We start from the raw sequence: 18,094 nt of genomic DNA, 5'->3' as shown, positions 1-18,094 counted from the left end.
CCTGGCCACGGGCGTTTTCCGGCTGGATAGGGGCCGGTGCGAACCGAGCGGCTTTCGGCATGAGTGACGAATTCGAAGGCATAGCCGCGCCCCCGGGAAATGCGGCGCCGAACGCGGAGAAGCGCGGCGCGGAATCACGGTGGATCACGTGCCGAGTCGATCGGTCAGCGCTTCGAAGACGTTCGAGCGGTGCAGTTCTGGCGGCTTCGCAAGCGTGGGCGACGCAGTTGACTCGTGAAATGGCGGCCGGCGCGGACAAAGCTCGGCCCCGGAGTGATGGCTGATTGCGCCACGCGCCATGAGCTGGTCAGTTTTGCTGTAAAACAATGCGGTTCGGGTGCCCGGAGGATCCGCCGCGGATGTCGGGAAGAATGGTCGCACGGCTTGGAACGGGCCGGGAGCGCGGCCGCTGCGCGCCATGACGGAGTGCGATACCTTCTCCGGCAGCCGTCGCTACGGTGCCTAGGCTAGGGCTGGCACGTGGACAGGCCCCGCCGATTCCCAGGTGTCGCTCAACACGGCGCGGTGGGTCGGCAGAGCCTGTTCGTAGACCTCGCGGCCCTTGTCGGTCAGGCAGACGAACACGGCGCGGCGGTCATCGGTGCACATGCTGCGCCGCACCAGGCCATCGCGCTCCAGGCGGGCAACGGCCCGCGACAGCGCGCTCTGGCTCAGGTAGATGTCATTGGCCAGGTCGCTCATGCGGTAGTCGCCGCAGTTGGCGTCGATCATCCGGTCGAGCGTCTCGAACTCGCTGAGTCCGATTCGATGCTGTCCCTGGAGCGCTTTCTCGAGTGCGCAGCTTACCGTCGCGTGTCGGTCGAGCAGCTCACGCCACTCCCCAACCAGCCCGGTCGGCGCGACGGTGCGCCGGGCTGGGTCCATGGTCGACGGCTTCGACATGGCCCCATAATAGTGCTCCGCGACTTTGTATGCAACTGCATTAGATGTGTTGGCATTTAATGCGCACGCATGTAATGTACCGCCCATGACTTCACCAGCAAGGCTCTCGGCCGCTCATGCGCCCGATCCGACCACATGGTCAACCCGGCTCTGGGGCATGCTGATCACCCTGTGCATCGTGCTGTTCCTCGATGGTCTCGACGTGTCGATGATCGGCGTCGCGCTACCGTCCATTGGCACAGAACTCGATCTCTCGACCGCTACCCTGCAGTGGTTGGTGAGCGGCTACATCCTCGGTTACGGCGGTTTGCTGCTACTCGGCGGACGCACCGCCGACCTGCTCGGCCGTCGCAAGGTCTTCCTGATCGCGCTCGCGGTGTTCGCGATCGCCTCGCTGGCAGGTGGCCTGGTCAGCTCCGGTCCGCTGCTGATTCTCACCCGTTTCGTCAAGGGCCTCGCCGCCGCGTTCACCGCGCCGACCGGCTTGTCCATCATCACGACCAACTTCGCCGAAGGGCCCGCCAGGAACAAGGCGCTGTCCATCTACACCGTGTTCGGCGCCGGCGGCTACTCCTCTGGTCTGCTGTTCGGCGGTTTGATGACCGGTGTCGGCTGGCGATGGACCTTCCTGCTTCCGGTGCCGATTGCGCTCGCCGCCCTGGCCGCCGCCTACGTACTGGTGCCGAAGGACAAGCCCGCCGAAGAAGGCGGACACGACCTCCTCGGTGCACTGCTGTCCACCGCGGCCATGCTGCTGCTGGTCTACACCGTGGTCTCCGCACCGGAAGCGGGCTGGACCTCGCCGCGCACCATCGGCTCGTTCGTCGCGGTCGTGGCCCTGTTCGCCGGGTTCGTCACCGTGGAGAAGCGCGTGCGGTACCCGCTGGTGCGCCTGGGCATCCTGCGGAAAACCTCGTTGGTGCGCGCCAGCCTCGCCATCGTCGCGGTGGCGGGCTCCTATTTCAGCTGGCAGTTCATCGTCACCCTGTACCTACAGGACACCCTCGGCTGGTCGCCGTTGAAACTGGCGATGGCGCTGCTGCCGGTCGGACTGCTGGTCGTGGGGTCGGCGTTCTTCTCCGACAAGATGGTGGACCGGTTCGGCACCGGGCCGATCATCGCGGTCACCATGGTCGTCATGGCCGTCGGCTATCTGCTGTTCCTACGGCTGGATACCGCGCCGTCCTACCTGACAATGCTGCTGCCCGCGGTACTGCTCATCGGTATCGGCTGGGTAGGCTTCCCCGCCATCAACATCCAGGCCACCAACGGCATCGATGACGACGAGCAGGGACTGGCGGCAGGCGTGCTGCAAACCTCCATGCAAGTCGGCGCGGCCATCGTGCTCGCGGTGACCACGGCGATCATCGCCTCCGGAGCGCACGCCGACATCTCCGCGGCCGGAATGCTCGAAACCTACCGTCCTGGTCTGGCGTTCGCCGCAGGCGTGGCCATCGTCGGCGCGCTCGTCGCGTTGCTCGCCTTTGTGCCGAAGTACCGCAGGCAGGAGCAGGCGGTCGACGTGCAGGAGCGGGAGTTGGAACTGGTCGGCTGATCCGGCGGGTCGCGAAGCCGAGCGCCATCACTTCGACCGGGTGATGGCGCTCGGCACATCAGGAGAACGGCGGGGCGACCGTGTCCTTGGCGGAGCGGATGAAGGTGAGTGTGCTGCCATCGCGGCCCACCTCCGGCCATTCGATCCCCAGTGTGGGGTCGAAGGCGTCGATGTCGCGGTCGAACTCGGGCTGGTACTCGAGCGAGCACAGATAGGTAACGGTCGACCGGTCCTCCAACGAGAGGATCGCGTGGCCGAGCCCCTCGGACAGAAACACCGAGCGCCGGTCGACGTCGTCGAGCAGCACGCTGTCCCAGCGGCCGTAGGTCGGTGAGCCAGGGCGCAGGTCGACGACAACGTCGAGGAACGCGCCGCGCACGCAGCTCACGTATTTCGCCTGACCCGGCGGATCCTCGGTGTAGTGGATGCCGCGCAGCACTCCCGCCGCCGACACCGAGCAGTTCACCTGCTTCAGGTCGAACTGTCGGCCGGTCGCCTTCTCGAACTCGGAGGCTTTGAAACCCTCCAGGAACATGCCGCGGTCGTCGCCATGTTGGCGCGGGGTGATCACCCAGGCTCCGGGCACCGCCAGTTCGCGGAACTCCATGCTCACCAATCCCGTCCGCGGTCGAGCAATCCGAGCAGGTAACTGCCATAGCCGGACCGGACCATCGGTTCGGCGAGCGCGCGCAGTTGGTCATCGTCGATGAAGCCCATCCGCCAGGCCGCCTCCTCGGGGACACCGATCTTGAGGCCTTGCCGCTCTTCGATGGTGCGCACGTAATTGGCCGCGTCCAACAGGGAATCGAAGGTTCCGGTGTCCAGCCAGGCGGTACCGCGGGCGAGTACGTCCACCTGCAACCGATCCTGCTCCAGGTAGGTGCGATTGATGTCGGTGATTTCGTACTCGCCGCGTGCCGAGGGACGTAGTGAGCGAGCGATCTCCACCACATCGTTGTCGTAGAAGTACAGCCCGGGGATGGCGTAATTCGAGCGCGGTGTCTTCGGCTTCTCTTCGATGGACACCGCCCTGCCATCGGTGAACTCCACGACGCCGTATGCCGCTGGGTCCGACACCCAGTAGGCGAAGACCGCGCCACCGTCGATCTTGTCGAAGCGGTTGAGGCTGGTACCGAGGCCGGGGCCGTGAAAGATGTTGTCGCCGAGCACGAGCGCGGCGCAGTCGGCGCCGATGTGGTCGGCGCCGAGGACGAAGGCCCTGGCAAGGCCATCCGGCTCGGGCTGGACCACATAGCTGATGGACAGACCGAACTGGGACCCGTCGCCGAGCAGCCGCACGAATGCGTGGGCGTCCTCCGGGGTGGTGATCACCAGAATGTCCTCGATCCCCGCGAGCATGAGCGTGGAGAGGGGGTAGTAGACCATGGGTTTGTCGTAGACCGGGACCAGTTGCTTGCTCACCCCGCGCGTGATCGGGTGCAGCCGGGTGCCGGTGCCGCCAGCCAAGATGATTCCGCGCATGCCTTGAAGTGTGCCAGTCTCCCCGCGCCGGGATTCGGTGAGGTTCCGAGAAGTCCTCGATTTGATTACGGATGTTTAGCTTCGGCACCGAAAGGGTGATTCTGTTGCATAGATCACGTCATGCCTGGTGTTCGGAAACGACACCACGAGTTGTCAGCGCCGACAGCTCGCCCGGCAGCCCGGTCCGGTCGTGACTCGGCGCACCAGTTGTGAGGTAGGTGCGCGATGTCAGCGACCGAAGTCGGTGCACCCGGCATTGTGATGAATCCGGCCGGACCGAGTGCGCAATCGCGCCTGCTGCTGGCGGCCTGTATGGGGGTGGTTCGGCCGGTGCTGCGGACGTTGCCGGTAACCAGGGCGACCATTCCGATCGCCGCCGCGGCGGTGCACGGACTGGCGGGGCTGCGACCCATGCCTCGTGGGATCGACCGGGAGCAGGTGTCACTCAACGGTTTCCACCTGGAGATCGTCCGTCCGGCCGGTGCAGCCCGCGCATTGCGACACGGTGTTGTGCTGTATCTGCACGGCGGTGGTTTCGCGATCTGCAGTACCCGCAGCCACCGGCCGGTGGCGGCGAGCCTGGCTCGTCGCACCGGGCTTCCAGTGGTCAACGTCGAGTACCGCCAACTGCCTGACAGAAGCATCGCCCAGTCGGTGCAAGACTGCCTGACCGCCTACCGCTGGTTGCTGCGCCACGGTGCGGACCCGGCGCGGATCGTCTTCGCAGGTGACTCCGCCGGCGGATACCTGGCCTTCGCGACCGCACTATGCGCGCTCGAGTCCGGCCTGCCCGCTCCCGGCGGGCTGGTCGGGCTGAGCCCACTGCTCGACCTGGACTATACGGCGAAGCGGAACTACCTGAACGTCACGCGTGATCCGTACATACCGTTGTCGGCGTTGAAGGCGGTGGTGCGCATCGGCGCCGAGACGGACGGCATGCTCGACCCGCGGCTCTCTCCGGTGAACGCGGCACTTTCCGCGCTTCCACCAGTGCTGCTGATCGCTGCTGAGGATGAGGTGCTGCGGTTCGACTGCGAACTGATGACGCAGCGGCTCACCGCGGCGGGTGTGCCGAATTCGCTGGAACTGTGGCGTGGTCAGGTGCACGCCTTCATGAGTATCGCGCCGAACCTGCCGGAGAGCAGGGCGGCACTGGCCCGGGCGTCGCGGTTCGTGCGTGCCCGGATAGCAGAGAGCCAGCAGGCGCAGATCGCGTGAAATGTCTGCGCCTGCCCAGGCGAGCCCCGCCCCGCGGCAGCCGGGACGGGGCTCGCGTCTGCGTGGAGCCGAACGATCGCGATATCGGTACCAAGCGATGCTGATTGCGCATACCGGTACTGCGGTGTTGGGTAGTCGGGTCGGCCGCGAACGATTTCGAATCCGAATATTCGGTAGCTGATTCATCGACTACGACCGTTTCTCAGTGTCATCGAGCAACCGGTCACAAGGGTCCGCTATTTCCACGTGGCATTCCGTATTTATTCAGCTGGCAAACGGCCGTGGAGGCGGGAGAAGAAACCCCGCCCGCTGTGATGCGGACGGGGTCTCCCGACTTGTTTCTGTTGTGCGAGTGCGGCTGTGGTTACTTCGGCGCGACGAACGGCTGGTTGATCGTGGTGAAGTACTGGATCGCCGCACCGATCGCGACCGGAGCGGTGATCAGCAGCTGGCCCGCGACGGTGCCGAGGGCGCCGACCGCGATGATGCCGCCGAAGCAGCCGATGACCGCGCTCGGGAGGAAGGCGCCGAACAGGCCGATGATGGTCGCCGCCGCGACGGTCGCACCGGCGATGCCGCCGAGGACGCAACCGACGGCCGCGCCACCGAGGCCACCGATCAGGGTGGCGAGGGTGGCACCGGTCGAGATGGTGTCCTTCATGCGGTTCCACGCCGCCTGTTCACGGTCGTACTCGGTCTTCCACGGCGCCTGGTTCTCGTACGGAAGGGCGACCGGCTTGTAAGACGCGTGCTCCAAGTCGAACTGCGGGGTCAGGGTGGCGGTGTGGTCCGCGATCTCGGCAGCGATCGGGAACTCGAAGTCGTCCAACCGGAAGGTCAGCGGCGCGCCGGCAAGCACGTCGCCGTTGGCGGCCTTGATCTTGAAAGTGTCATCCTCGACGACCATGGAACCGGCATCGGTCGTGATGATGGACTTCGAATCGACGGTCTGGGCGGTGAAGTTCACCGCACTGTTGTCGGCCTCGGGGGCCGGTGCGGCGTTCACGGTGCCTGCGGTGACGCCTAGGGCGGCAATCACCAGCGCCGACGTCGCGGCAAATTTCCTCATCAGCATTTTTTTGGAACCTCGATGTGAAGCGTTCGGGGGGACTAGCAGAGCAAAATCTAGACCAGCAAACGTGTGGTGAACCCGTTGTGACGGTTTATTCAAATTTTGTTCACCATTGCGACCCGTGGCAGGGGGAGGTGCGGAAAAGCATGCGCTGACCGGGGTGTTTCACTATGTAAGCAAACCGATTGTCCGAATTCTCGCGAAGGGTGTGAGATAAGGTTCACAGTGTGGGGACCGCGTTCGATGCCGCGACACCGCCGACAGTGTTCGTCGTCGGCACGACCGATCGGCACGTAGAGTCGTGGTCGTGCGATTGCTCGTCACCGGCGGCGCCGGATTCATCGGCGCGAACTTCGTCCAGCAGACCGTGTCCGACCATCCCGACACGACCGTCACCGTCCTCGACGCGTTGACCTATGCCGGGAACAAGGCTTCCCTGGATCCGGTCACCGACCGTATCGATTTCGTGCACGGCGACATTGCCGACCTCGACCTGGTCGACGAACTGGTCAGCGGCGTCGACGCGGTGGTTCACTTCGCCGCCGAATCGCACAACGACAACTCGCTCGCCGAGCCGTGGCCGTTCCTGCAGACCAATATCGTCGGCACCTATTCGCTGCTGCAGGCGGTGCGCCGGCACGATGTGCGCTACCACCATGTGTCCACCGACGAGGTGTACGGCGACCTGACGCCGGAGGCTCCCTCGTTCACGGAGACCACCCCGTACAACCCGTCGAGTCCCTACTCGGCCACCAAGGCCGCGAGCGATCTGCTGGTGCGCGCCTGGACCAGGTCGTTCGGCGTGCGTGCCACGATCTCCAACTGCAGCAACAACTACGGGCCCTACCAGCACGTGGAGAAGTTCATCCCGCGCCAGATCACCAACCTGATCGATGGGGTCCGTCCCCGGCTCTACGGCGCGGGACACCAGGTGCGTGACTGGATCCACGTCGACGACCACAACCGTGCCGTGTGGGATATCCTGCAGCGCGGCCGGATCGGGCAGACCTACCTGATCGGCGCGGACGGCGAACTGGACAACAAATCCGTGGTCCAGATGATCCTGCAGTCGTTCGGTCGGGAACCGGACGACTTCGATCACGTCACCGATCGACCCGGTCACGATCAGCGCTACGCGATCGACGCGTCCCTGCTGCGCACCGAACTCGGCTGGGAACCGCGCTATGCGGATTTCCGCGCCGGGTTGGTTGCGACGATCCGGTGGTACCGGGACAACGAATCCTGGTGGCGCCCGGACAAGGCCGGCACCGAACGTGCGTATGTCACGGCGGGCGAGCAGACGATCAGCGCGGTTCGGGACTGACCCGAGCACGCGCTGCGCGAATCCCGTTGCGGGTCAGCCCCAAACGATGGTGTAGTACTTCGCCGCGGCGGCGATGAGCGCGACAGTCGAGGCCACGATCACCGTGACGGCCGGGCCCGTCTTCGGAGTCCTCCCCGCGACATCGGTGAGCCGCAGCGGCATCCAGCGCAACACCACCGCGAGCGCGATGATCGCCAGCGGCACGAAGTAGCGTCCCTGCACACCGTCGATGATGTAGTAGCCGACCGGTGTGAACGACATGTAGAGCGTCACGTAGATCATCGCCACGCTCGCCGCCACGGTGAGCGCGACGATCAGGGTGCGCCGAAAGTCGGCAGTGGCGGCGTTCATCCGATCGGCGATACCGAGGCTCACCGCGAGTGCGAGCAGGCAGGCCAACATGGAGACGGCGGGAACGTCGATGTAGGCGAAGCCGAGTTCGCCGAAGAACTGGCTGAACCAGCGCTGGTCGCGCAGCGCGATGCTCTCGCCGAATACGTGCACGAATTCCAGCGGGTTGCCGAGAATGCCGCTGAGCTGGTCACCCGGGCGCACCGAGTGCCACTGGTGCGAGGGCCGCATCAGACCCATGCCATCGCCGGTCGGCGCGGCGATCTTCATCCAGAGCGCGAAGACGAGCGCGCCCACGGCGGCGAAGCCGAGCGGGATCCAGCGCCGCGGCCCGGTGAACCCGAAGCGGTCGGCGGGAACCAGCACGATCAGCAGCGCGAGCAGCACATAGGTCGGTTTGCTCACCGGAAGCAGGATGGTCGCGGCGAGCAACGCGCCGACCTCTACCCGGCCGAGCCGCTCGCCGCGGAACAGCGCCTTCACCAGCAGCGCCGAGACCATTATGGCCAATGCGTTGGTCATGGTGTCGGCCGTGACCGTGCCCGCCTGGAACACCGCGATCGGTAGCACCGCGATGGTGAATGCCAGCCATTGCACCCGGTGTGCGCGCAGCGCGAACAGACCGAACCCGACCACCGTGAGGTAGGCCAGCAGCCCGGCGAGCCGGGTGAGCAGGACCAGTCCGCCGACGTCGAGTCCGAACAGCTCGGACAGCCGGATGCCGATCGCGGCGGGCACGTACGGGACCGGGGAGTAGGCGGCGGTATTGGTGAACCAGACCGGTTCGGTGGCGTCGGAGACGTCGGCACTGGCCAGGCGCTCATAGCCGCCGGGGTTACCCACCATCGGGTCCGGCTCGTCCGGGTTGGTCGTGTAGTCCTTCAGCGCGTAGCCCATCAGCGCGGTGATGCTGGATGGAACGTCGCCGCCATAGGCGACGCCGCGGTCGTCGTGAATTCGCTGCGGACCGAACCCGCCGTGCGCCACCTGGTAGGCCCGGCCGAACTGAGTGATCTCGTCATGGCCCCAAAACGGCGGGGTGAGGACACTGAACAGCCCGCCGAAGATCGCGACGAGCACGGTGAAGGCGACCGTCGCCGCGCCGAAACGCGTGGTGACCCGCTGCGCGAACCTGCGCAGGGCACCCTCGGGCTGCTGGTTCGCGTCAGCTGTGCCGGCTGCGTCCAGTTCAGCGGCGGGCAGTGGCGCGGTGTCCACCGTGGGCAGTGGCGCGGTGTCCGGGGAAGTGGTGCGCACCTCGGTCTGCGCGGCAGCCCGATCCGCTGATGGCGTCAACGCTCGGCTCCAGCGCCGCGCGCGTCACCGCCGTTGTCGTTCGCGGGTAGGTCATCCGCGCTCACTGCCGCGTATCGCAGGTAGACGAGGCGTGCGGCCTCGTGACGCGAGCGGCGGATGCCGTCGAGGATCAGGCCGGCCGTCCAGGCCAGACTGCCGAGCAACAGCAGGGTGAAGCCGAGGAACAGAGTCGGGAACCGGGGCACCTCGTGGGTGTTGTAGAACTCGACCACGATCGGAATGGTCAGGATGATCGAGACCAGCCAGCTCAGCGTGCCAACCAGGCCGTAGAACGCGACCGGCCGCTCATGTCTGGCCAGCCCGATGATCAGGGCGAGAATCTTGAAACCGTCATGATAGGTCCGCAGCTTGCTCTCGCTGCCCGCTGGACGATCACGGAAGCCGACCGGCACCGCGGTCCTCGGTACGCGCAGATGCAGCGAGTGGACGGTCAGCTCGGTCTCGATTTCGAACTCGCGGGAGACCGCCGGGAAGCTCTTCACGAAGCGCCGAGAGAACACCCGGAAGCCGGAGAGCATGTCTTCGACGTTCTCGCCGAACACCTTTCCGACGACGCCGTTGAGCACCTTGTTACCGGTCTCGTGGCCCGCCCGGTACGCCGATGCGCCTTCGTCCTGTCTGCGCACGCCCAGGACATGGTCGAAGGGGCCGTCCAGCAGCGTCTTGATCATCAGCGGCGCGGCCGACGCCTCGTAGGTGTCGTCGCCGTCGACCATCAGGTACACGTCGGCCTCGATGTCGGCGAAGGCGCGGCGCACAACGTTGCCCTTGCCCTTGGTGTTCTCGAACCGAACGATGGCGCCGGCTTCGCGGGCCCGCTCGGCGGTGGAGTCCGTACTCAGATTGTCGTAGACATAGACGACGATCCCCGGCACGGCGGCCTGTAGGTCGGCGACGACCTTTGCGACCGAAGCCTCTTCGTTATGGCACGGAATCACGGCGGCGATACGAAGCTCGGTGGAGTCCACCCGGGTCAATCCTCGCGATCAGTGATGAATGTGGGAACACGGGGAGGGTACAGGGAACGCACCGAAGCCGCGTGGCCGACCTCACTGTGCTGACCGACAAAATTCCGACTCGACGCCCGTCCGACCGGCCTGCGGTACCGTCGGTCGGTGCCAACCAGTGAGTCCACCGCACCCGCAGGCGAGTCCGCGCCGCAGCAGCCGGGTTCGATCCTCCGGAAGGTGCTCACCGCGCTGCGGCAGGGCAGCGCCTTTCTGGTGGTCGGTGCGATCGGTTTCCTCGTGGACGCGGGCACTTATAACCTCCTGGTGTTCTGGGGTGGCGAGGGTGTGCTCTTCGACTACCCACTGGCCGCCAAGATCACCGCGATCGTCGTGGCGACGGTGGTCACCTACTTCGGCAACAAGTGGTGGACCTTCGCGCACAAACAGACCGACAATCCCGGGCGCGAATATTTGTTGTACGCGGTGTTCAACGTCGTCGCGATCGGCCTGCAACTGGGCTGCCTCGGTTTCTCGCGTTACGTTCTCGATCTGTCGAGCCCGCTGTCGGACAACATCTCCGGCACGCTCATCGGGCAGATCATGGCTGTGGTGTTTCGCTATTGGGCCTACGACACCTTCGTCTTCACCGGGGCGCGCAAGCCCAGAGACGGCGCATCGGACAGCGCCGTGGCGAACGGCTAGCAATGCTGCGAATACCGGGCGCCGCCATTCCAAAGCAAGCATGTGCTCAGGCCGGTTGCTATCCTCACCCCCGCCGTGAACGGTTATCCAGGGGCGTATCTGTCCCGTCCAGACAATAAAGAATTCCGAGGATTTCATGGATCAGTCGGCTACCCAAGCCGTTACCGAAACAAACGATCGCTCGACGGCTGTTGACGCGCCCGCATCGCTGCGCGCCGACCATCGGGCGCCGGACCGGTTGGTGCTGCAGCGCGGCATCTTCACCGGTCCGTCGGCGAAGGTGAGCGATGAGCTCTACGCCGTCGTCAAGGGTGGCGCGCGTCGGGAACGCCAAACGCTGAGACTGGACAAGGGCGCGACCGCCCACACCAATACCTACTTCGGCCGGTTCGCCGCGAGCTACTGGCAGCGATGGACCACGGTCACCGACGTGCGAACCACCATGGTGCTCGACGTCGCGAAGAAGGCAAGGGTGCGATTGGTCGCGTCCGACATCGCGGGCCATCGCAGAATCATCGACACCGCGCAGGTGGACAGCGCCGGCCCGTTGACGCTCAGCGCACCGCTCGATCAATACGTCGACGGCGGCGCGCTGTGGCTGGAGTTCGACGCCGTCGGCGGCGAGCTCGGTATCGCGGAGCTGACCTGGAGCACCGTGGCGCCGGATCGTGTGCGGCCGGTCGCCATCGCCATCTGCACCTTCAACCGCGCCGAGGATTGCGCCGAGACCGTCGCCGCGCTGTCGTCCGACCCGACGGTGCTCGCCGCCATCGACGCGGTGTACGTCGTCGACCAAGGCACCGATCTGGTCGAGAACAGGCCGCGCTACCAGGAGGTCGCCCCGGTCTTCGGCGACAAGTTGCGCTACCTCCGCCAGCCGAATCTCGGCGGTGCGGGGGGCTTCACCCGGGGTCTGTACGAGGTGTCCGCGGTCAACGAGCACGCCGACGTCATCCTGATGGACGACGACATCCTCTGCGAGCCGGAAACTGTCCTGCGGCTCAATGCCTTCGCCAACATGACCGTGGAGCCGACCCTGGTCGGCGCACAGATGCTGTTCCTGCTCAACCCCGATTACCTCAATGTCAGCGCCGAGGAGGTGCATCTGCAGCGGCTGCGGCACGGGCAGAAGGTACCGAAGGCGCTGCGCAACACCAGCATGCTGAAGAAGAACCAGGAACGCCGCGTCGACGCGGGCTACAACGCCTGGTGGACCTGCCTGATTCCGGCGGAGGTCGTCGCGAAGATCGGTCTCCCGGTCCCCATTTTCTTCCAGTGGGACGACGTGGAGTACGGCATCCGTGCGCGGGAGAACGGCTTCGTTACCGTCACACTGCCCAACGCGGCGGTGTGGCACGCGGACTTCTACTGGAAGGACTACGACGACTGGGCGCGTTACTTCAGCACGCGCAACTCGCTGATCGTCGGCTCGCTGCACACCGATCTGGACGCGAAGGCGATCACCCGCAAGCTGTTTCGTGAGCTGGCCGAGCATCTTGTCGCCATGCAGTACGGCCTGGCGCACACCACGTTGCAGGGTATCGAGGACTTCTTGCGGGGACCGAAGGTGTTGCGCGATGGCGGGATCGAGGCACTGGCCGCGGCGCGGACCAGTCGTGGCGAGTACCCCGAGACGATCAAGCATCCGGCGGCGACGCCGCCGGTGCGTTCGGCCGACATCCAATTACGCCGTGCCGGTGGGGAACCCAGCCGGGTGATGATGGTGCTGATCAAGCGCGCCGTGATCCAGTGGTTCGGCCGGACTCAGCCGGGAATCATCGGCGTGACCAGGGAAGATGCTTACTGGTGGCATGTTTCGCTGTTCGACCACGTGGTGGTCACCGACGCCTCGCAGTCCGGCGTACGGGTGCGCAAGCGGGACAAGGCCCGCGCGCGTCAGCTGCTGCGCCGTACCTTCCGGGTGTTGCGTCGTCTGCGCCGTGAAATGCCCACCGTGCAGGCCCAGTACCGCGCCGCCATGCCGGAGCTCACCAGCAGGGCCAACTGGGAGCGGCTGTACGGCATTTCCCAATCTGCAGGCCCCACCAGCCAGGAGTCGTGAGGTCCGGCGTCGGGTGTCACCCGTATTCCGGGCGTACCCGACCGGGGGACCTGTGTACGCGCGAGATCGGTAGTTATCGGTGCGAACGGGCATAGCTGTCCTGTGCCGGCCGCACGCCCGAGAGGCGTGCGGCCGGCATCAGGTCAGAGGAAGAGGTCCGTGGTGAGTTCGCCGGCGCCCGGGGTGGCGCGGTACTTGTCCAGGTCGATGCTGCCGTGGGCAGCGAGGACTTCGTCGTCGATGAAGAAGTTGCCGCTGGTCTTCGCGGCCGGCGAGGTGAGCACGAGATAAGCCGCGTCGGCGTAGATGTCGGGGGTTCGCGAGGTGGCCACCATCTCCTCGCCGCCGAGCAGGTTCCGTACCGCGGCGGTCGCGATCGTTGTGCGCGGCCACAGTGAGTTGACACCGATGCCGTCGCCTTTCAGTTCCTCGGCCAGACCCAGCGTGGTCAGCGACATCCCGTACTTGGCAATGGTGTAGCCCAGCGCCATGCCCGCCCACTTCGGGTCCAGGTTCAGCGGCGGGGAGAGGGTAAGGATGTGCGGGTTGCGTCCCGCCTTCGCCGATTCGCGCAGGTGCGGGATGCTCAACTTGGACAGCAAGAAGCTGCCTCGGCAGTTGATGTCCTGCATGAGGTCATACTTCTTCATCGGCAGCAGGTCGGTCGGGGACAGGTCGATCGCGGACGCGTTGTTCACCACGAGGTCGATGCCGCCGAATCGCTCGACCGTCCGGCGCACGGCCTCGGCGACCGACTCGTCGATTCGGACATCGCCGACGAAGGGCAGCACCTGGCCGCCCGCCGCCGCCAGTTCGGCCGCGGCCGTGTGAATGGTGCCGGGAAGCTTGGGATGCGGCTGATCCGTCTTCGCGATCAAGGTGATGTTCGCTCCGTCGGCCGCGGCCCGTTTGGCGATTTCCAGCCCGATGCCGCGGCTACCCCCGGACATGATCATCGTCCGGCCCGCGAGCGGTTCGGTATCCGGTTCGGTCATGTCAGTGCTCCTTCGGGTCTGCCGCAGCACATCCCCGCGGCTATCGACAGGTGCACATCCAGCGTAGACCGCATCCTTATGCAATCAGTTGCATATCGGGCCAGAATGCATCGGGGCCGAAGGGCACCGGGGCTCCGGTGCCCTTCCGCCTACAGCGTGGCCAGCGTCAGGATGTTCAACAGGATGGTCAGCCCGGCCAATGCCCAGATGACGTACAGGACCACCATGCCGGGCGCCTTCTGCGGCACCGGGCCGATCGCGCCGTTGAGGAACAGCGCCACGGGCGCCTTGTAGTAGAACCGCGTGGCCTGGCCCTCGGCCATCGGCACCGTCACAGCGGCGGGGCCCATGTCGAACAGCCACGGTGTGGTGACCCGGACGTGGTAGTGACCCGGGCCGACCGGGATGTGATTCGCGCCCCAGCGGGTATTCGGCACGCGCTGTCCGTTGACCAGGATCTTCGGCTTGGTCAGCCCGAGCAGGAAGGTCCATCCCGAGTACGAGGCATCGATCGTGATGCCTGGTGGATCGGCGGGCTGGCCGTAGCCCAACTGCTGCTGCATCCCGTATTGCTGGGGCTGGCCGTATTGCTGGGGCTGGCCGTATGGGGTTGCGGGCTGGCCATATTGTGGCGCGGGCTGGCCATACGCCGATTGGCCGACCGCGGGTTGGACAACCTGCGGATGACTCGGATGCTGCGTCGGGGGCGGCGGCGCGAACTGTGGTGGGGGCGGGTACTGACCGCCGGACGGCTGCTGACCGTATGCCGGCTGCCCAGGCCATTGCCCGTGCTGTTGGCCGTGAGGCGGGTAACCGCCGGGGTGACTCATCTATCCCTCCCAGATAGCGAACAGTGCGAGCCGCACCCTACCGCGTCCCGGCGAAATCAGTGCCGAGAGTTCCGCTCTCGGTACATCCTGCGCTGCTGTTTGGAGATGTCCCGCCAGACCCGTTGGCGTTCGGCCTGCAACCGCTTGTCCGTGCGCGCCTGGACCCACTCGTTCTCCCGCGCCAGTTTCTGATAACTGTCGAGTCGGCGCCCGGTCAGCGCACCGTTTTCGATCGCTTCCAGCACCGCACACCCGGGTTCATCGCGGTGCGCGCAATCGGTGAACCGACACTGTGCGGCAAGGGATTCGATATCGCTGAAGGTCTTCTCGATCCCGACGGAGGCATCCCACAGCCCGATGCCACGAAGTCCTGGCGTATCGATCAGGGTGCCACCGCCCGGCAGCGGGCGCAGTTCCCGGTGCACCGTGGTGTGTCTGCCCTTCTTGTCCGCTGCACGGACCGCGTTGATGGCGAACACCTCCGCGCCGAGCAAAGCATTGGCGAGGGTCGACTTGCCCGCGCCGGAGGGTCCGATCAGTGCGACGGTGCCGTCGAGCATCGCGACCAGCACATCGAGTCCGACGCCGCTGGCGGCACTGACCGCGAGCGTCGCCGCGCCCGGCGCTACGGTCCGGACGTCGTCGAGCGGGAGGTCGGTCGTGGCGTCCGCCTTGGTGAGCAGCACGATCGGCTGTGCGTTGCTCTCCCAGGCGAGCGTGAGCATGCGCTCGATCCGTGCCAGATCGATGTCGCCGTCGGCCGCGGTGCAGACCAGTACGGTGTCGACATTGGCGGCGAGCACCTGGCCCTGTGACCGGCCGGACACCGACGCTCGCATGATCGCCGAGCGGCGCGGAAGCAGCTGCTGGACAGTCGATTCGGCGTCGATGCTCACCCAATCGCCGGTGCACAGTCCGCTCACCGCGGAATCCGCGCGGTGGCATCGGGCACGGGCGAGCCCGGTGGGTGTGGCGACATCACATTCGCTGCGGTCCATGCGGATCACCCGCGCGGGCATACAGCCTTCCTCGATCAACGAGGTGTATTCCTCGGCAACGGGTTCGGTCCAGCCGTAGGGAAAGAGACGGTCGTAGTCGACCATGATTGGAATCTTTCGTCGGGCGCTGAAGCCGACCGGGGCTCAGCGAGCGGAGAGAGGGGAGATGTTCTGTGCGGCGGCATGCGTGAACGCAGCTCGCCTAGGCGCGACAATCCGAACGTTCCTGATCACAGACCACACCTCCTTGCCTCTCTCGCAGCTGTCCCCCACCCTGACACGCCTCCTGATTCCGGCGCAATCGAATTTCCACCGTTGGTACCCGGCTGGCTCGGTTGCGCACTGGGTGCTCAGCGACGGTGGGTTGCGAAATGCCGAGTTCAGTCGGGCTTGCCGAATTGTTCGTGGCGGCCAAGGGATCGCAGATGGAACCACTCGCGCAGACCTGCGGGATCGCGGCGGGTGACCAAGAAGAACCAGGAGAAGCGGACCCATTCCTGGGGAAGGAGTTTGCGCATGCCGGGCTGGGACATCAGATAGCCGCGGTTGCGGTAGGTGAAGTATCGCTTCACCGGGTCATCGGGGTATTGCGTGTGCATGCGGCCGCCGAGGATCGGCTTGAACTCGGCCGCGCCGTTCGGATGCAGGTACGCGGTCTGCAGGCAGGTGCCGAACGGGAGACCGGAGCGGACCAGGCGACGATGCACCTCGACCTCGTCGCCGCGCACGAACAAGCGCAGGTCCGGGACGCCGATCACGTCGACGGCCTGCGCGGAGACCAGCGCACCGTTGAACAGCGAGGCAATGCCGGGGAGCAAATCCTCGTCGCCGAGTTCGGAGCGCAGCCGGCGCCAGACCACGCCTCGGCGCAGCGGGAACGCGAGGCGGTCGGGTTCGTCGATGTCGCAGACCACGGGTGACACCTCGACCAGCCCGTGCCGGTCCGCACAGTCCAGCAGGATGGACAACACGTCCGCGCCTTCGGGCCTGCCGTCGTCATCGGCGAGCCAGACCCAGTCCGCGCCGATGCTCAGCGCGTGCAGCATGCCGAGCGCGAACCCGCCCGCGCCGCCGAGGTTGTGCGCCGAACCGAGGTAGGTGGTCTCGACCGGCTGGTCGCGCACCAGATCGGCGACTTCCGACTCGTTGCCGTTGTCGACCACGATCAGGTGGTCCACCGGTCGCGACTGGGACGCAAGGACTTTCAGCGATTCGGCGAGCAGTTCGCGGCGCTTGTGCGTGACCACGACGGCCACGACGCGGGCGTCCGGGCCGGTGTTGGTCGCCGCCACGGCGGTGGCCGGTGCGGTCGGGCCGCTGTCGCTGCCCGCCGAGATCACGGTCGGCTCGGAACTTTCCGGCACCGCGTCGCCCGGGGCTTGCGCCCCCGCATCGATCGGGGTGTCGGGCCCGTTCGGCTCACTCATGCTGTGGCCCCTCGGGCATGGGCGGAGCTCTCCGTGGTAATGCTTCGCTGCCGCCTCCGAGCTTGACCGCTCATGCCTGATTCCGCTCCAGTTCTCGCTCGGTTCCGACCGCCCGCTCGGCTGCCATCTCACGCAGCACGGTCGCGACGTGATTACCCGCGTCCGGGCCTTCATAGGCTCGCACCACTTCTTCGATACCGCCACGCAAACGAATCTGCCCGTGATCGATCCACAGCGCCGAATCGCACAGTTGCGCAAGGAATTCGTTGGAATGGCTGGCGAAAACCAGGATGCCCGAGCGCGCCACCAACGATTGCAGCCGAAGTCGGGCCTTCTTCATGAATTCCGCGTCGACTGCGCCGATTCCTTCGTCGAGCAGCAGGATCTCCGGATCGATCGAAGTCACCACGCCCATCGCGAGACGAACCCGCATACCGGTGGAATAGGTGCGCAGCGGCATGGACAGATATTCGCCGAGCTCGGTGAAATCGGCGATCTCCTCGATCTTCGACAGCATCTGCTTGCGCGTCTGCCCGAGGAACAAGCCACGGATGATGATGTTCTCGTACCCGGAGATCTCCGGGTCCATGCCGACGCCGAGATCGAACACCGGCGCAACCCGTCCGCGTATGCGCGCGCTGCCGCGCGAGGGTTCGTAGATGCCCGAAAGCAGCCGCAGCAGCGTGGACTTGCCCGCGCCGTTATGTCCGACCAGGCCGACCCGGTCACCTTCCTTCAGGGAAAGCGTAATGTCGCGCAGTGCCTCGACCACGACGACGTCGGACTGGTTACGCCCGATCGCGCCGCCCGCCTTGCCGAGAAAAGCCTTCTTCAACGAACGCGATTTGGCGTCGAAGATCGGGAATTCCACCCACGCTTGCTGGGTTTCGATACTCACACGACTCACA

General features: G+C 65.8%; 16 protein-coding genes. 5 read left to right on the top strand and 11 right to left on the bottom strand.

Annotation, left to right across the window (positions count from 1 at the left end):
• Positions 1-462 precede the first annotated feature (462 nt).
• A complete protein-coding gene (locus tag AB0C34_RS07720; RefSeq protein WP_357068672.1) occupies positions 463-903 on the bottom strand; it encodes a MarR family transcriptional regulator in 441 nt (146 codons plus the stop codon).
• Positions 904-988: 85 nt separating this feature from the next.
• Here AB0C34_RS07720 and AB0C34_RS07715 point away from each other — a divergent pair, with 85 nt between their 5' ends.
• Positions 989-2,458 (top strand): MFS transporter, encoded by a 1,470-nt coding sequence (locus AB0C34_RS07715; protein ID WP_357068670.1) that lies wholly within the window; start codon positions 989-991, stop codon positions 2,456-2,458.
• 58 nt (positions 2,459-2,516) lie between these two features.
• On the opposite strand, the gene rfbC is transcribed toward AB0C34_RS07715, so the two are convergent.
• Together rfbC and rfbA are read right to left on the bottom strand one after the other, a co-directional pair.
• Positions 2,517-3,065: a dTDP-4-dehydrorhamnose 3,5-epimerase gene (gene rfbC, locus AB0C34_RS07710; RefSeq protein WP_357070038.1), complete on the bottom strand. Its 549-nt coding sequence runs from the start codon at positions 3,063-3,065 to the stop codon at positions 2,517-2,519.
• A gap of 2 nt (positions 3,066-3,067) precedes the next feature.
• Complete coding sequence (rfbA, locus tag AB0C34_RS07705) at positions 3,068-3,940, bottom strand: glucose-1-phosphate thymidylyltransferase RfbA (RefSeq protein WP_357068668.1); 873 nt, start codon at positions 3,938-3,940, stop codon at positions 3,068-3,070.
• Between the two features lie 225 nt (positions 3,941-4,165).
• Here rfbA and AB0C34_RS07700 point away from each other — a divergent pair, with 225 nt between their 5' ends.
• Positions 4,166-5,158, top strand: a complete 993-nt coding sequence (locus AB0C34_RS07700) for an alpha/beta hydrolase (protein ID WP_357068666.1) — start codon at positions 4,166-4,168, stop codon at positions 5,156-5,158.
• Between the two features lie 364 nt (positions 5,159-5,522).
• On the opposite strand, the gene AB0C34_RS07695 is transcribed toward AB0C34_RS07700, so the two are convergent.
• Complete coding sequence (locus AB0C34_RS07695) at positions 5,523-6,233, bottom strand: hypothetical protein (protein WP_357068665.1); 711 nt, start codon at positions 6,231-6,233, stop codon at positions 5,523-5,525.
• Positions 6,234-6,537: 304 nt separating this feature from the next.
• Here AB0C34_RS07695 and rfbB point away from each other — a divergent pair, with 304 nt between their 5' ends.
• Entirely contained in the window at positions 6,538-7,554 is a 1,017-nt protein-coding gene (gene rfbB / locus AB0C34_RS07690; RefSeq protein ID WP_357068663.1) for a dTDP-glucose 4,6-dehydratase, read from the top strand.
• A 33-nt stretch (positions 7,555-7,587) separates the two neighbouring features.
• Here the strand turns inward: rfbB and AB0C34_RS07685 are convergent, their stop codons facing one another.
• Positions 7,588-9,201, bottom strand: coding sequence for a DUF2142 domain-containing protein (locus AB0C34_RS07685; RefSeq protein ID WP_357068661.1), 1,614 nt, complete (start codon positions 9,199-9,201; stop codon positions 7,588-7,590).
• Entirely contained in the window at positions 9,198-10,190 is a 993-nt protein-coding gene (locus AB0C34_RS07680) for a glycosyltransferase (protein WP_357068660.1), read from the bottom strand. The genes AB0C34_RS07685 and AB0C34_RS07680 overlap by 4 nt, the downstream gene beginning before the upstream one ends.
• A gap of 147 nt (positions 10,191-10,337) precedes the next feature.
• Between AB0C34_RS07680 and AB0C34_RS07675 the strand changes: the two genes are divergently transcribed.
• A complete protein-coding gene (locus AB0C34_RS07675) occupies positions 10,338-10,874 on the top strand; it encodes a GtrA family protein (RefSeq protein WP_357068658.1) in 537 nt (178 codons plus the stop codon).
• A 136-nt stretch (positions 10,875-11,010) separates the two neighbouring features.
• Positions 11,011-12,936 (top strand): glycosyltransferase, encoded by a 1,926-nt coding sequence (locus tag AB0C34_RS07670; RefSeq protein ID WP_357068656.1) that lies wholly within the window; start codon positions 11,011-11,013, stop codon positions 12,934-12,936.
• A gap of 143 nt (positions 12,937-13,079) precedes the next feature.
• Here the strand turns inward: AB0C34_RS07670 and AB0C34_RS07665 are convergent, their stop codons facing one another.
• From AB0C34_RS07665 to AB0C34_RS07645, 5 genes are all read right to left on the bottom strand, one after another.
• On the bottom strand, positions 13,080-13,931 hold the full coding sequence (locus tag AB0C34_RS07665) for an NAD(P)-dependent oxidoreductase (protein WP_357068654.1): 852 nt from the start codon (positions 13,929-13,931) through the stop codon (positions 13,080-13,082).
• 149 nt (positions 13,932-14,080) lie between these two features.
• The gene (locus AB0C34_RS07660) at positions 14,081-14,761 is read right to left on the bottom strand and encodes a hypothetical protein (protein WP_357068652.1); all 681 of its coding nucleotides are present in this window, start codon (positions 14,759-14,761) and stop codon (positions 14,081-14,083) included.
• Positions 14,762-14,817: 56 nt separating this feature from the next.
• Complete coding sequence (gene rsgA, locus AB0C34_RS07655) at positions 14,818-15,864, bottom strand: ribosome small subunit-dependent GTPase A (protein WP_357068650.1); 1,047 nt, start codon at positions 15,862-15,864, stop codon at positions 14,818-14,820.
• Between the two features lie 275 nt (positions 15,865-16,139).
• Positions 16,140-17,186 (bottom strand): glycosyltransferase family 2 protein, encoded by a 1,047-nt coding sequence (locus tag AB0C34_RS07650; RefSeq protein WP_357068648.1) that lies wholly within the window; start codon positions 17,184-17,186, stop codon positions 16,140-16,142.
• Positions 17,187-17,256: 70 nt separating this feature from the next.
• Positions 17,257-18,093 carry an ABC transporter ATP-binding protein gene (locus AB0C34_RS07645; protein ID WP_357068646.1) on the bottom strand — a complete coding sequence of 279 codons (837 nt, stop codon included), beginning with the start codon at positions 18,091-18,093 and terminating at the stop codon, positions 17,257-17,259.
• Between the last annotated feature and the right edge of the window lies 1 nt (position 18,094).

The sequence above is a fragment of the Nocardia sp. NPDC049220 genome (assembly GCF_040647855.1).
Taxonomy (GTDB): domain Bacteria; phylum Actinomycetota; class Actinomycetes; order Mycobacteriales; family Mycobacteriaceae; genus Nocardia.
Note: the sequence above shows the minus strand (reverse complement) of the source record. Positions and strands in the feature narration are given on the sequence as shown.

Coding starts and splice junctions, on each gene's coding strand:
- AB0C34_RS07650 (WP_357068648.1), bottom strand. CDS start 17,186: ATGAGTGAGCCGAACGGGCCCGACACCCCGATCGATGCGGGGGCGCAA.
- rfbA (WP_357068668.1), bottom strand. CDS start 3,940: ATGCGCGGAATCATCTTGGCTGGCGGCACCGGCACCCGGCTGCACCCG.
- AB0C34_RS07715 (WP_357068670.1), top strand. CDS start 989: ATGACTTCACCAGCAAGGCTCTCGGCCGCTCATGCGCCCGATCCGACC.
- AB0C34_RS07660 (WP_357068652.1), bottom strand. CDS start 14,761: ATGAGTCACCCCGGCGGTTACCCGCCTCACGGCCAACAGCACGGGCAA.
- AB0C34_RS07700 (WP_357068666.1), top strand. CDS start 4,166: ATGTCAGCGACCGAAGTCGGTGCACCCGGCATTGTGATGAATCCGGCC.
- AB0C34_RS07670 (WP_357068656.1), top strand. CDS start 11,011: ATGGATCAGTCGGCTACCCAAGCCGTTACCGAAACAAACGATCGCTCG.
- AB0C34_RS07665 (WP_357068654.1), bottom strand. CDS start 13,931: ATGACCGAACCGGATACCGAACCGCTCGCGGGCCGGACGATGATCATG.
- AB0C34_RS07695 (WP_357068665.1), bottom strand. CDS start 6,233: ATGCTGATGAGGAAATTTGCCGCGACGTCGGCGCTGGTGATTGCCGCC.
- AB0C34_RS07720 (WP_357068672.1), bottom strand. CDS start 903: ATGTCGAAGCCGTCGACCATGGACCCAGCCCGGCGCACCGTCGCGCCG.
- rfbC (WP_357070038.1), bottom strand. CDS start 3,065: ATGGAGTTCCGCGAACTGGCGGTGCCCGGAGCCTGGGTGATCACCCCG.
- rsgA (WP_357068650.1), bottom strand. CDS start 15,864: ATGGTCGACTACGACCGTCTCTTTCCCTACGGCTGGACCGAACCCGTT.